This window comes from Porticoccus hydrocarbonoclasticus MCTG13d (genome assembly GCF_000744735.1).
GTDB lineage: Bacteria > Pseudomonadota > Gammaproteobacteria > Pseudomonadales > Porticoccaceae > Porticoccus > Porticoccus hydrocarbonoclasticus.
Map to the genome: position 1 here is coordinate 560469 of NZ_JQMM01000001.1, position 14364 is coordinate 574832.

General features: G+C 54.6%; 13 protein-coding genes. 4 read left to right on the plus strand and 9 right to left on the minus strand.

Annotated features, from left to right (window positions below):
• The first annotated feature begins 192 nt into the window (after positions 1-192).
• Positions 193-3336 (plus strand): bifunctional proline dehydrogenase/L-glutamate gamma-semialdehyde dehydrogenase PutA, encoded by a 3144-nt coding sequence (gene putA / locus U740_RS02760; protein WP_036858794.1) that lies wholly within the window; start codon positions 193-195, stop codon positions 3334-3336.
• On the opposite strand, the gene U740_RS02765 is transcribed toward putA, so the two are convergent.
• From U740_RS02765 to U740_RS02795, 7 genes are all read right to left on the minus strand, one after another.
• Positions 3333-4100, minus strand: a complete 768-nt coding sequence (locus U740_RS02765) for an enoyl-CoA hydratase/isomerase family protein (RefSeq protein ID WP_036858795.1) — start codon at positions 4098-4100, stop codon at positions 3333-3335. The two genes, putA and U740_RS02765, sit on opposite strands and share 4 nt — an antisense overlap.
• 24 nt (positions 4101-4124) lie before the next feature.
• The gene (gene can / locus U740_RS02770; RefSeq protein WP_036858796.1) at positions 4125-4781 is read right to left on the minus strand and encodes a carbonate dehydratase; all 657 of its coding nucleotides are present in this window, start codon (positions 4779-4781) and stop codon (positions 4125-4127) included.
• Positions 4782-4897: 116 nt separating this feature from the next.
• On the minus strand, positions 4898-5587 hold the full coding sequence (gene phoU, locus U740_RS02775) for a phosphate signaling complex protein PhoU (RefSeq protein ID WP_036858797.1): 690 nt from the start codon (positions 5585-5587) through the stop codon (positions 4898-4900).
• A 10-nt stretch (positions 5588-5597) separates the two neighbouring features.
• Positions 5598-6413, minus strand: coding sequence for a phosphate ABC transporter ATP-binding protein PstB (gene pstB, locus U740_RS02780; RefSeq protein WP_200877093.1), 816 nt, complete (start codon positions 6411-6413; stop codon positions 5598-5600).
• Positions 6414-6503: 90 nt separating this feature from the next.
• A complete protein-coding gene (pstA, locus tag U740_RS02785; protein ID WP_036858800.1) occupies positions 6504-7772 on the minus strand; it encodes a phosphate ABC transporter permease PstA in 1269 nt (422 codons plus the stop codon).
• A gap of 24 nt (positions 7773-7796) precedes the next feature.
• Positions 7797-9185, minus strand: coding sequence for a phosphate ABC transporter permease subunit PstC (gene pstC, locus U740_RS02790; protein ID WP_036858801.1), 1389 nt, complete (start codon positions 9183-9185; stop codon positions 7797-7799).
• Between the two features lie 115 nt (positions 9186-9300).
• Positions 9301-10290, minus strand: coding sequence for a substrate-binding domain-containing protein (locus U740_RS02795; RefSeq protein ID WP_081890944.1), 990 nt, complete (start codon positions 10288-10290; stop codon positions 9301-9303).
• Between the two features lie 285 nt (positions 10291-10575).
• Between U740_RS02795 and U740_RS02800 the strand changes: the two genes are divergently transcribed.
• From U740_RS02800 to U740_RS02810, 3 genes are read left to right on the plus strand one after another with little or no spacing between them, the layout of a single operon-like run.
• The gene (locus U740_RS02800; RefSeq protein WP_051921158.1) at positions 10576-11133 is read left to right on the plus strand and encodes a TRAP transporter small permease subunit; all 558 of its coding nucleotides are present in this window, start codon (positions 10576-10578) and stop codon (positions 11131-11133) included.
• Positions 11133-12503 carry a TRAP transporter large permease gene (locus U740_RS02805; protein WP_036858804.1) on the plus strand — a complete coding sequence of 457 codons (1371 nt, stop codon included), beginning with the start codon at positions 11133-11135 and terminating at the stop codon, positions 12501-12503. The genes U740_RS02800 and U740_RS02805 overlap by 1 nt, the downstream gene beginning before the upstream one ends.
• A gap of 34 nt (positions 12504-12537) precedes the next feature.
• The gene (locus U740_RS02810) at positions 12538-12936 is read left to right on the plus strand and encodes an acyl-CoA thioesterase (RefSeq protein ID WP_036858805.1); all 399 of its coding nucleotides are present in this window, start codon (positions 12538-12540) and stop codon (positions 12934-12936) included.
• A 98-nt stretch (positions 12937-13034) separates the two neighbouring features.
• On the opposite strand, the gene U740_RS02815 is transcribed toward U740_RS02810, so the two are convergent.
• Together U740_RS02815 and U740_RS02820 are read right to left on the minus strand one after the other, a co-directional pair.
• Positions 13035-13289 carry a GrxA family glutaredoxin gene (locus tag U740_RS02815; RefSeq protein ID WP_036858809.1) on the minus strand — a complete coding sequence of 85 codons (255 nt, stop codon included), beginning with the start codon at positions 13287-13289 and terminating at the stop codon, positions 13035-13037.
• A gap of 103 nt (positions 13290-13392) precedes the next feature.
• Positions 13393-14157 carry a ceramidase domain-containing protein gene (locus tag U740_RS02820; RefSeq protein ID WP_036858811.1) on the minus strand — a complete coding sequence of 255 codons (765 nt, stop codon included), beginning with the start codon at positions 14155-14157 and terminating at the stop codon, positions 13393-13395.
• Between the last annotated feature and the right edge of the window lie 207 nt (positions 14158-14364).

Consider the following 14364-nt stretch of genomic DNA (forward strand, 5'->3'; position numbering starts at 1 on the left):
CTAGCACGCGCTGAGATTGCTCCCGCTTATGCTTCATCAGATAACCAGGGCAGACACCGCGACGGACTACAGGAACGACAGAATAGCCGTGGTAATCATCAACTTTGCTATTCGAAAATTGCCCGTTCAGCGTCCATACTTAGCACAAGCGCCCCTATTCAACACAGCGGTTATCGTTCCATCAGAATAGCCATGACATTGACTGATCTAAGAACCCGAATTCGCCGGGCCACTTCTACCGATGAGCACGCTTGTGTCGAGCAATTGCTGGCGGCCTTCCCCCTCAGCGAGGCGCAGCAACAGCAATCGCTTAACCAGGCCCGCCAATTGGTAGAGAGTTGCCGTGAGGCAACCGAGGGTAAATACCTGCTGGATGCCTTTTTACAGGAATTCGGCCTGTCCAATCGCGAAGGCGTTGCCCTGATGTGTCTGGCGGAGGCACTGCTGCGGGTGCCGGATGAGGCCACCGCCGACAAGTTGATCGCAGAAAAAATCCGCGACGGCAACTGGGCCAATCACCGTGGGCACTCGGACTCCCTGTTCGTCAATGCCTCGGTGTGGGGTCTGATGCTGACCGGTGCGATACTGCCCCTAAGTGAAGAGATCACCACAGATACCAGCCGCTGGATGAAACAACTGGTGAGCCGACTGGGTGAGCCGGTGTTAAGACGGGCCATGCTGCGGGCGATGAAGATGATGGGCAGCCACTATGTGCTGGGCCAGAGCCTGCCCGAAGCCATCGCCCGAGGCCATAACGAAGCATCGCCAAATACCCGTTTTTCCTTTGATATGCTGGGTGAAGGTGCCCGCACAGAGGCGGATGCCCGTCGTTATTTCGAGGCCTATGCGTCCGCCATTGAAACCATCGGCAAAGCCAGCCGGGACGCGACTACACCCCGTACCTCACCCCTTACCTCGGATGGCATTTCGGTCAAGCTGTCCGCCCTGCACCCCCGCTATCAATTCAGTCAACGGGATCTGGTGATGGGCGAACTGCTGCCGCGCATCCGGGAGCTGGCCATTGCTGCCCGAAGTCACCGTATCGGCCTGAGCATTGATGCCGAAGAGGCCGCCAGACTGGAGCTATCCCTCGATATCTTTGAAGCACTGGCCCGCGACCCGGCCTTGTCTGACTGGGATGGTCTGGGCTTTGTGCTACAGGCCTACCAGAAACGTGCCCCGGCCGTGATTCCCTGGTTGATCAAACTGGCCGGAGAAACCCGGCGCCAATTCATGGTCAGGCTGGTGAAAGGTGCCTATTGGGATACAGAGATCAAACTCGCCCAGCAACAGGGGCTCGCCGACTACCCGGTGTTTACCCGCAAGGCACATACGGACCTCTGTTACCTGCACTGTGCGCAACAGCTGCTCGCGGCACCGGGAGCCGTCTATCCACAATTCGCCACCCACAACGCCCAGACCATCACCACCATTCAGCAGCTGGCCGGCGATGCCCCCTATGAATTCCAGCGCCTGCACGGTATGGGCGAGGTGCTCTATGGGCAATGGCAACGGCAGCCAGCTGAGTTGCCACCGGTAAGGGTTTACGCGCCGGTTGGCGAACACCGCGATCTGCTGCCCTATCTGGTGAGGCGTTTACTGGAAAATGGCGCCAACAGCTCCTTTTTAAACCACCTGCTGGATGAGCAGATGTCGGTGGACTCTCTGGTGAGACCCCTGCTACCCCAGATTCGCTCGGTGAGGCCCCATCGCCACCGACTGATTCCATTACCGGTGAATATCTACCGCGCCGCCGGTGAAGAGCGTGCCGGGGCGGCCGGTTTGGACCTGAACAATCCACTGATCAGTGAACCACTGGTTGCCGCACTCAACGAGACACCCATCCCTGTCCGGGCCGGGCCTGTGGTGGGCGGGGAATGGGTACAGCGGGACCCACAGCCAGTCCTGTCCCCCGCCGATGGCATAATGGTGGTGGGCCACTGCACGATGGCCAACGATGAAGATGTGACCAAAGCCCTGCAACAGGCAGCCACGGCACAGTGGGCCTGGAGCCAGCGTGGCGGTGCCGCACGCGCTGACATACTGGAACGAATGGCCGAGCTGCTGACAGAACATCAGCTGGCGCTGTTGAAGCTGATTGTGCAGGAGGCGGGACGCACGATTGCCGATGCGTTGGCGGAGGTGCGGGAAGCAATCGACTTCTGCCACTATTACGCCCTGCAGGCCCGCTACCGGTTTTCCGGGGGTATCGATCTGCCCGGCCCCACCGGAGAGAGCAACCAGCTCTGTCTCGAAGGCCGCGGCGTGTTTCTCTGCATCAGTCCATGGAATTTCCCGCTGGCCATTTTTACCGGGCAGACCGCAGCGGCATTGGTGGCAGGCAATGCGGTGATCGCCAAACCCGCCCTGCAGACACCGCTGGTGGCAGCCAAAGCCACAGAGCTGTTCCATCGGGCCGGTGTGCCAGTCGATGTGTTACACCTCCTGCCCGGCGAGGGCGCGAAACTGGGCGAACGGTTGCTGCCGGACCCACGGATTGCCGGCGTTGCCTTTACCGGGTCCAGCGCTACGGCCAAAATCATCCAGCGACAGCTGGCCCGTCGCCCCGGTGCCATTGTGCCGCTTATCGCGGAGACCGGTGGCCAGAATGTCATGCTGGTGGATTCCACCGCCCTGCCGGAACAGGTGGTGGATGATGTGATTTCTTCGGCCTTCCTCAGTGCCGGGCAACGTTGCTCGGCACTGCGAGTGCTGTTTATTCAGGACGATATTGCCGATGACCTGCTGACGACACTTACCGGCGCACTGCAAACCCTGAAGGTCGGCAATCCTGCCAGCCTGGCTACCGATATAGGCCCGGTGATTGACGGGCGCGCCAGGGATACCCTGATGGCCCATATCGAGCGGATAAGTCGGGAAAGCACATTACTGGGGAGTCTGAAAACGGAGCAGATACCCTCGCGAGGGTATTTTGTGGCACCACATCTGGTTGAGATCGACTCACTGGCGCAACTGCCCGAGGAGGTGTTCGGGCCTATCCTCCATGTGATCCGCTATCGCGCCGCAGATATTGACCGGGTACTGGCGCAAATCAACGACAGTGGTTTTGGCCTGACACTGGGGATTCAAAGCCGCCTGAAACGGTTTGCCGACTATGTGTTCAGCCATACCCGGGTGGGCAATACGTATATCAACCGCAACATGGTGGGTGCCGTGGTGGGCAGCAATCCCTTTGGCGGTTGCGGACTCTCCGGTACGGGCCCGAAAGCCGGAGGCCCCCTCTACCTGATGGCCTTTGCGACCGAGAAAACCCGCACGGAAAATACCACCGCCCGCGGCGGCAATACGGCGTTGTTTTCGCTACCGGATGATTAACGGCGGGCAAAATTCGGTTGGCGCTTTTCCCGTCGCGCCGCCAGCCCCTCTTTCAGATCCCCGGAGCGGTGACATTGCGAGGTGACAGCAAGGACTCTGGCAAGATCAAGATTACCGTCCGCCATCTGATCACAGAGCTGTTTCATGGCCGCTACCGTGGTCGGTGAGAGTGGTGTCAATGTGTCCACCAGTTTCGAGGTTTCCACCTCAAGCTCATCCTGAAGCACCAGATGCGTCAGGTAACCGGCCCGCAACAGCATTTCTGCATCCAGCACTTCCGCCGCAACCAGAATCCGTTTGGCCGTGGTGACACCCAGGCGTTTCACATAGCGACGGATGCCGTTCGGCGGATAGCAGAGACCGATTTCCGCGGCAGGCACCTTGAGCCGCATGCCGTAAACACCTATCCGAAAATCACAACACAAAGCGATTTCCGAGCCGCCTCCGTAGACACTGCCATTGAGGGCACAGATAACCGGCATGGGCATGGCTGTTAGGCGATCGGTAAGCGTCTCAAATTTATCACCGGTCATATCACCTGAGGTCATTTCTTCCAGCGATGCACCAGCACAAAAGGTTTTCTCCCCCTGACCAGTAACCACCAGGACCCGGATATCCCGGTTGGCGTCCACCTGATTCAGGCAATCAATAAACAGATCAATACCAGTGGCAGTCAGTGAATTGTGTTTGGCTGGGTTATTGAGAAGGATGCGAGCTACCGCTCCTTCCATGGATAGCAAAACCGGGGCGTCCAAATTGCTCATAGTTTCGGGCTCTTGTATGCGGGATCAGGAGGGTTCGGCATAGCGTTGTTTGATGCCTTCGACAGCCGCGTGATAGACGTTGCGCATTTCTTCACGACAACTGATGTTCATATTCAGGTCACGCAGCAAACCATCGGCGATACCGTATATCCAGCCGTGCACTGTCAGCGGCTGACCGCGGGTCCAGGCATCCCGGATGATATTGGTTTTACAGACATTGACCACCTGTTCAATGACATTCAACTCACAAACCTGATCGATGACCCGGTCTTTATCGGCATCATCGGTAAGGTAGGTCTGATGGATATACTGCACATCCTGAACATTCAGCAGCCAATGGTCGATCAATCCCAGATTTTGCTTCATAACGGCGGCTTTAACACCACCGCAGCCATAGTGACCAGTCACTATCACATGCTTGACCTTGAGATATTCGACTGCGAACTGCATCACCGACAGGCAGTTGAGATCGCTGTGCACCACCATATTGGCCACATTTCTGTGGACAAATAATTCACCGGGCATCAGGCCGACGATCTCGTTGGCCGGCACCCGGCTGTCGGAACAGCCGATCCACAAATACTCCGGGGTTTGCTGTTTTAAAAGCCGTTCAAAAAAGGTGGGGTCTTTCTCTTTCTGGGCCGCGGCCCAGGCAACATTTTTCTCGAACAGTTCTTTCACTGAACCTACTCCGCAGGGCTATTTCAGCAGACAAGTGTACGGTCAGTTGCCACACAAAAAAACCGGATTTTTAGTCCGGTTTTTTAAAGTGAGTCTGGCCGTGTCGCTACGGTGATTCAATCGGGGTCGCGATGCCGGATATCCCGGCCCTGAACCAGATAGACAATATGCTCACAGATATTCTTGGCGTGGTCACCAATACGCTCCAGAGAACGCAGTGTCCAGAGAATATTCATGGAGCGTGAAATACTGCGGGGGTCTTCCATCATGTAGGTGATCATTTCACGCAAGGCAGACTTGTAGTCCATATCCACCTGACGGTCTTCTTTCATGGTGGCGATAGCGGATTCTGCATCAAAGCGGGAAAAGGCATCCAGTGCGTCATTGAGCATCTTGCGCACGCAATTGCCAATATGGCGCACCTCGGTATAACCCCGGGGCGCACTGCCCTGCTCGGAGAGCAGAATTGCCATTTTGGCAATTTTATTGGCTTCGTCGCCGATCCTCTCCAAATCCCGGAGCGTCTTGGACACGGCGAGTACCATCCGCAGATCACTGGCCGCCGGCTGGCGCCGGGCAATCAGTGTGGTGCAGGTGTCATCGATGTCCATCTCCATGGAATCTATTCTGGATTCTACCTCCATGACCTTATCCGCCAGGGTGCTGTCGGCATCCTCCAGGGCGCGAATCGCATCGGCTACCTGCCTTTCCACCAGGCCGCCCATTTCCAGCATGCTGGTCCTGATTTCTTCCAAGTCGTCATTAAATTGTCTGGAAATATGTTGGTCGAGATTCAAGTTGTCCATCCTCTGCTCCTTAACCAAAGCGGCCGGTAATGTAGGATTCCGTCAGCTCGTGTTGCGGCTTGGTGAAGACGGTGTCTGTGTCGTTCATTTCAACCAGCCAGCCAAGGTGGAAATAGGCGGTGCGCTGGGAAACCCGGGCGGCCTGCTGCATCGAGTGAGTAACGATTGCAATGGTGTAGGATTCGCTCAGCTCCCTGATCAGCTCTTCGATCTTGGCGGTGGCAATCGGGTCCAGAGCCGAACAGGGCTCGTCCATCAATACCACTTCCGGGCTGACGGCAATGGTCCTGGCAATACACAACCGTTGCTGCTGCCCACCAGAGAGGCCAGTCCCGGCAGAGTCCAGGCGATCCTTTACCTCGTCCCACAACCCCGCCTTGCGCAAACTGTTTTCCACAATCTCATCCAGATCGGTTTTGCGATTGGCCAGACCGTGAATCCGTGGGCCATAGGCGACGTTGTCATAAATCGACTTGGGGAAAGGATTGGGCTTCTGAAAGACCATCCCCACCCGGGCGCGCAGCTCAACCACATCCAGTTTCGGGTCATAAATATCCTGATTTTCCAGATGCAGGCTACCCTCCACCCGGCAAATATCAATGGTATCGTTCATCCGGTTCATGCAGCGCAGAAAGGTGGATTTTCCACAGCCACTGGGGCCGATCAGTGCCACCACCTCGTTTTTGCCGATATCCAGACTGACCCCGTGGATAGCCTGGTCCGCACCATAAAACACATTCACATCACGCATGCGCATCTTGGGATCATCCACAAAGGGCGCACCAACGGTTTTTTCCGGAATGTACAAATTTTCTCCTGTCATCATATGCTCTTGTGCAACGACCCTGGGGTCTACTTGCACAGCATCCTGAAACACATTCATTTTTTCTGCAATATCCATGTTGTTTCCTGTCAGTTACCAGCGGCGTTCAAGGCGTTTGCGCATGACGACCGCCAAAGTGTTCATTGTGATCAGAAATGTCATCAGCACCATGATGGCGGCCGATGTCATGGTGACGAACGATTGCTCCGGACTGCTGGCCCAGAGAAATACCTGGACCGGCAATACGGTGGCGGCATCCATTGCACCGGCGGGCAATTCAACGATAAACGCCACCATGCCAATCATCAGCAGCGGCGCGGTTTCACCCAGTGCCTGGGCCATACCGATGATGCCACCGGTCAGCATCCCCGGCAGCGCCAGTGGCAGTACAAATTGCAATACCACCTGCATTTTTGAGGCACCCAGTCCCATCGCTGCCTGCCGAATACTGGGGGGAACCGCCTTGATCGCTGCCCGACTGGAAATAATGATGGTGGGTAATGTCATCAACGTCAGAACCAACCCGCCCACCAAGGGCACCGAGCGGGGCATACCGAATAAACCGATAAAAACCGCCAGACCCAGCAAACCGAAGATGATGGAAGGCACCGCAGCCAGGTTGTTGATGTTCACTTCGATAAAGTCAGTGAAGCGATTCTTCGGGGCAAACTCTTCCAGATAGACGGCTGCAGCAACACCGATCGGGAAACTCAGCGCCAGCGTCACCAACATGGTAAAAAACGAACCCAATATTGCCCCGAGGATACCGGCCTGTTCCGGTTCACGGGAATCACCCCGGGTAAAAAGGGAATGATTGAAGCCTGCGCGAACCTCATCACTCTGCTCCAGCTCCAACATCCAGGTCTGCTGCTGGTCACTGAGGCGAGCCGTCTTGCGCTTTGCCTCACTGCTCTTCAGAAACATGTCTGCATCATCATTGAGCTGCAACCACAGTGTGCGGGTCTGGCCCAGCAATTCCGGCGAGTTTTCCAACATCTCACGCAGCCGATAGCCTGCGGCGGTGCTCACCAGCGCAGCCAGTGCGCGCCTGTCTTCGCGCCCTTCCACGCCGGGAAAGCGCGCCTGAAGAGCCTCTCTAACAACCGCTTCGTAGTTGCCGTACTGAAGCTGTTCCAGATCCCGGGGATCGTCTATTTCCAGGCTTTCCGGGTCAAAGGTAATCTGCAAAGCGACGGAATATTCGTAAAATGCCCGGTAACCCTTGCCGATGATATCGGTGAACAACAACAGCAGTGCCAGCAGGCCAATACTGATGGCACAGATACCATAGGCCTTGAAGCGTTTTTCTGCCCGATAGCGTCGCGCCAGCGTTTTGCGAACCTGTTCGGTGGTTACACTCATACTTTAATCCTCTTGCAGTCGAGCCTACTCGTACTGTTCCCGGTATTTCTTGACGATATGCAGAGCGACCACATTCATCAACAGGGTGGTAATAAACAGCATCAAACCCAGGGCAAACGCCGCCAGTGTTTTGGCGCTGTCGAATTCCTGATCCCCGGTCAGCAGGGTGACAATCTGTACCGTAATGGTGGTCACCGCCTGCAGGGGGTTGGCGGTGAGATTTGCCGCAAGACCGGCCGCCATAACCACGATCATGGTTTCGCCGATGGCCCGTGAGGCCGCCAGCAGAATACCGCCCATAATGCCCGGCAACGCCGCGGGAAAAATCACCTTTTTGATGGTTTCCGAACGGGTGGCACCGAGCCCCAGCGAAGCATCCCGCATCGCTCTGGGCACCGCAGTGATCACATCGTCAGACAGAGAAGATACAAAAGGGATCAACATAATCCCCATCACCAGCCCTGCCGCCAGTGCAGATTCAGAGGCGACGGAGAGCCCCAGAGACTGACCGACATCACGAATAAAGGGCGCCACGGTGAGGGCTGCAAAAAAACCGTAAACAACGGTCGGTACCCCGGCGAGCACCTCCAGCGCGGGCTTGGCGAACGAACGGACTTTGGAGTGGGCATATTCCGCCAGATAAATGGCCGACATCAATCCCACCGGTACTGCCACTATCAGGGCAATGGCTGAAATCAGCAGGGTGCCGGCGAACAGCGGCACGGCACCAAAGGCACCCTCCGAAGCCACCTGGTCCGCACGCAGCGCCATTTGCGGACTCCAGTTTAGCCCGAACAGGAAATCTGTAATCGGCACCTGACCAAAAAACCGGATCGATTCAAACAGCACAGAAAACACGATACCGACGGTGGTCACCACCGCCAGTACGGCACAGAGCATGAAGACGACCAGCAATACCCGTTCCACCTGTTCACGGGCTGGCATTCTTGCGGAAACCCGCAGCCAGGCCCAAGCACCACCCACCATGGCCAGTACGATCACAACAACGGCCATGGCCATGGCACTGATCGATTGCAACTGGTTTAGTCGTCCGGCAGCGTTAGCCACAGCAGCATCCACAAAGTCGGTCGGCAGCGCACCACTGGCCACATTGCCAATCTGGCTGATCAGCAGGTTGCGTGCAGTACCGTCCACCGGTTGGAGCTCTGTGGGCAGGCTGTCCAATACCATGATACGGATCAGGGTCTGATCAAATACCAGCCAGGTCACCAGTACTGTCAATGCCGGCAGCGCACACCAGATGGCCGAGCGCATGGCATAGTAGAATGGTAGTGAGCGGAGATGGCGGATACCACCCAACGGCTGTGCAACCTGCAGTGCCCGGTGGCGACCCATGATGAAAGCCGTAACAATCATCGCAGCAAGTATTAATAATAACTGTCCGGTCTGCATGAACTGCTCCAGTATTATTTTTCCACCTACAACCGTATAGCGGTGGGAATTTCCAATACCCAGGGACAAGAAGGCCCGACGTGTTCTACGCCGGGCCCGATGTCACTAGTCAACCTTATTCAAACTCTTTACCGGTCATGCTGCTGAGCGACTTCGCGTTATCCGCCCACTTCATGCGCTCATTTTTAGGTGAAGGAATCAGACCCTTGTCTGCCAGATAGCCTTCGTCACCCCAAGCGCGATCGTTAGTGAATTCCTTCACATACTCCTGGATACCGGGAATCACGCCGACGTGGGCTTTTTTCACATAGAAATACATGGAGCGTGCCATCGGGTATTCACCACTACCCACTGTTTCCATGTTCGGACTCACACCTTTGATTTTTACGGCCTTAACAATGGAGCGGTTCTGATCGAGGAAGGAGAAGCCAAAGACGCCCAGTATATTGGGTGAAGATTCCAGTTTCTGAATAATCAAGTTATCGTTTTCGCCGGCTTCGATGTAGTGACCATCTTCACGAATGCTGCGACACACTGATTTGTATTTGTTTTTGTCCTGATCCTTCATCGCTTTCAACCAGGGGAAGGTCTTGCAGCCACCTTCAACACCCAGTTCGTTGAACGAATCACGGGTACCGGAAGTGGGCGGCGGGCCTACCACTTCAATCTTGACATTTGGCAGTGCCGGATTGACGTCTTTCCAGGTTTTGTAGGGGTTGGCTACCAGCTCTTCTGTGCCGTTCGGATTTGGCACATCCTTGGCCATCGCCAGGTACAGATCACGCAGGGAAATATCGAGATCTGGTCCTTTTACGGAATTGGCAACTACCAGACCGTCATAACCGATCTGTACTTCGGTAATGTCTTTAACACCGTTGGACTTGCACAGCTCAAACTCGGACTGCTTCATACGGCGGGAAGCATTGGTGATATCGGGGTGCTGGGTGCCAACGCCCTGACAAAACAGCTTCAGTCCACCACCGGAGCCGGTGGATTCAATTTTGGGGGTCGGGAAACTGGTATTGCGGCCGAACCGTTCTGCTACCACAGTGGCAAAGGGATAGACGGTGGATGAACCGACTATGGAAACGGTATCACGAGCCATTGCTGGCACACTGGACAGAGCCAGTGCTGCAGCGAGTACTAATTTATGGGTATTTTTCACGTTTGCCTCCAGGGCTGATCATTAACATCGGGACTGATGCTAGTGGTCTATCGTGACAACTCTATGAATCTTGTATGACAGTAATGTGACAACCGCCAGATCCCATAATACAAACAGGCTTCCGATTGGATTGCCATCAGCTCTCCCACCAACCATCTCAGGTTTGTTCTGGTCGCGACCCGCCCTGTCTTATAAACTGTGTGACGGTTGCGAGAGATAATAAAAATGCCTCGATTGATACATTTTCTGGAACATCTGGCCAGCGGTATCGACTGTTTTACTGAATGGACCGGCAGATTGGTGGCCTGGCTGACCCTCGCCATGATGGTGTTGACCTGTCTGGTGGTGGTCATGCGCTATTTCCTGCAATCCGGCTCGATCGCCTTACAGGAGTCGGTCACTTATTTTCATGCAGTGGTTTTTCTGCTAGGTGCCGCCTTTACGCTAAAACGCGGCGGCCACGTTCGCGTGGATATTTTCTATCAACGTTACAGCCCGCGCATGAAAGCACTGGTGGATGCGCTGGGTGGACTACTGTTTCTCATCCCTGTATGTATTCTGATACTGCTGTTCTGCTGGGAGTACGTCACAAACAGCTGGGCAATAAGGGAGGTCTCCAAGGAAGCGAGCGGGCTGCCGTGGGTTTACCTGCTGAAAACCCTGTTAATCCTGATGCCGATTACCCTGCTGTTGCAGGGTATCGCGGAAGTGATCAAAAACCTGCTATTTTTCTTTGGGTTGAGTCAGACACAAACCATTGAACATCAGGAGCACGTGCTCTGATGGTTGAATACATTCCTGTACTGATGTTTGCCGTGGTCTGCCTGATGCTGATGGCTGGCTACCCGGTGGCGTTTTCGCTGGCGGGCACCGCACTGATTTTTGCAATGGTTGGCACCGCCACCGGCCATTTTGACATGTCCTTTTTGCATGCCCTGCCCAACCGTTTATACGGCACGATCGACAATACCACACTGATCGCTGTGCCCCTGTTTGTGCTGATGGGCGTCATGCTGGAAAAATCCCGATTGGCAGAGGACCTGCTGGATAGCATGGCCCTGCTGTTTGGGAAATTCAAAGGGGGACTGGGTATTTCGGTGGTAGTGGTAGGCATGCTGCTGGCTGCCAGCACCGGGATTGTCGGCGCCACGGTGGTCGCCATGGGACTGATGTCCCTGCCCACCATGTTGAAACGCGGTTACCATCCGGCACTGGCCACCGGCTCCATTTGCGCCACCGGCACCCTGGGGCAGATTATTCCCCCATCCATCGCCCTGGTTCTGCTGGGCGATATCCTGTCCAGCGCCTACCAGCAGGCCCAGCTGGGAATGGGTATTTTTAACCCGAAAACAATCTCTATCGGGGATCTGTTTGTGGGCGCGATTGTGCCCGGCCTGTTACTGGTAACCCTTTACATTCTGTATCTGATTGCCATCTCACGGCTTAAACCCGAGCTTGCACCAGTGGCTGAGGTTGACGGTGAGTCCAGCCTCTCGGCTGCCAGATTGCTGCGCAGCCTGTTACCGCCGGTGGTGTTGATCGTGGCCGTACTGGGTTCGATTCTCAGTGGTGCAGCCACCCCCACGGAAGCGGCCGGTGTAGGTGCCATGGGGGCCACCCTGCTGGCACTGGGGCGTCGACAATTAACTATCAAAAGATTGCGGGATGTCACTCAGTCCACCACGGAAGTTACAGCGATGGTGTTCCTGATCCTGATTGGTGCCGCGATATTTTCCCTGATCTTCCGGGGTTTTGGCGGTGAGGAGTTGATGGAGGACCTGTTCACTCGCATTCCCGGCGGTGTCGTCGGCGCTACGCTGGTGGTCATGGTGGTGATTTTCCTGCTGGGTTTTATTCTCGATTTTATCGAAATCACCTTTGTCGTCGTACCCATTGTCGGACCTATTTTGCTGGCAATGGGGCTCGATCCGGTGTGGCTTGGCATCATGATCGCTATAAACCTGCAAACCTCTTTTCTGACACCACCCTTTGGCTTTGCCCTGTTCTATCTGCGCGGTGTTGCACCACCCTCGGTGGCAACCCGCGATATTTACCGCGGCGTCGTGCCTTTTATCATCATTCAACTATTGCTGATGTTAATGTTGGCCATCTGGCCTTCGCTGGCCACCTGGCTGCCATCCATTGTTTTCTGAAATCCGTACAGGATTTAATAATAAGGAGTAGAGCTTGACTGAAATCAATCAACCACCGGAACCCCGCGGTGAACTCACCCTGCAGACAATAGCCATGCCCAAAGACACCAATTCCAGCGGTGATATTTTTGGTGGCTGGCTACTCTCACAAATGGACCTCGGTAGTTCCATTCTGGCTCAGCGGGTTGCAAAGGGTCGCGTGGCCACGGTTGCAATCAGTGAAATGTCGTTTCTTCGACCGGTTCCGGTTGGTGCCATTGTCAGTTGCTACTGTGAGTTGATGCAGGTCGGCAGCAGCTCCATGACCATCAACGTTGAGGTCTGGATCAACATTGAATCCACCAATGAGCCCGCCAAGGTAACAGAGGGGCAATTTGTTTTTGTTGCCATCGACGAACGGGGCAAAACCCGCACAGTCAGCAAGGACAAATAAAAAAGGTATTGGCTGATAACGCCAATACCTTTCCATGTTTATGTGTGGGGACGCAATATCACCAACCGGGAAGTCGGCCTGAAGGTACTGAAAAGTTTCTATTGCTGCTGCCCGGCCTCTATTTTCTCAAAATATTCCGTGAGCTCCTGAAAACCACCGATATATTCTTTGCCGTGGAATATCTGCGGTACCGTATTGACCGGCTGGCCAATAGTTTTGGCGAGGTCTGCCGGGCTGATACCCTCGTCGTGGATATTCACATAACGGTATTCCAGCCCCTTTTTTTCCATCAGTTCCTTGGCGCGGCGACAGAAACCACAGGCATCGTGGCCGAATATAGTAAAAGGTTGCATAGTGTTTCTCCTGTTGGAATCAGATATTCATAGTAAATACTTTAGCTTTCGACCAACAATAGCTACAGCTAATTATTACTATGCATACAATAGCTATAGACAATTATTGGTTTACTAATTCCTTGCGCCACCACAGCATTTTCAGCAAGACCAGGATCGCGGCCGCCGCCAGCAAGTGTTTGAGGGTATGACCGCTAATGAGGGTGGTTGCGGCAAAAATCTGCTGGTCCAGATACTCCGTCAACTTTGCCATACCGTAGCAGAATAAAATAACCAGAATATCCCGGCTTCTGGTAAATCGTGATCGGCTGATGGCCATCAACATGAACAAGAAGAGTATCGGCAAAAACTGCACCAGCAGGTAGGGGCGCAGGTCACCCCGGCCCAGACTCTCCGTGATATGCCAGTAGATAACGGATCCTGCACCGGTCAACAACAGTGGATAAAAAAGTATTTTTTGTAATGGGCGGCCCAAATATTCAGCAAATAATGCCGTGATCAGGGACATAAAAACAACGGCCATTGGCAGACGGTCCCAGAACAGTGTCTGATTGGTGGGGTTGATATGAAACCAGATCGAACCGATGCCGGTAAAAATAACTGCTGTGAATAGCGTCAGATAAACCGGCGTCACGGGAAAATTATCGTGCACCAGTTGCCTTTTACACGCCATCACGACGCCACAGATGCCGAGCAGAATAAGCGGCAGATTGGACACCACATTCCAGAAGTTTTTTATGCCTAGCAGCATTCTTTGGTCAGCAAACTGCAGATACTTTTTCGGCTGTGCCACAGGTTCTACCAATAAAAAAAACAGGGCCGTAACGCTGATCAGTATAAGTAGCAGGAACGCAATTTTTTTATCCATGGCGTGAGCACGTTTTCTGGTGTCCGTAAGCCCCTCTACCGTGCAGGAGCACCCACGAGGGCGTCGCCAGGCAAGGATAATATCCCTGAGCACACGCCCCCGGTAAACAGAACGCTGCCCTTAAACCCGACACAGGGTTTTAGCGCAACCTTATCTTCAAAGGTTTTCATATACCTTCAGGAAGAACTGTATCAACCTTCCGCTATA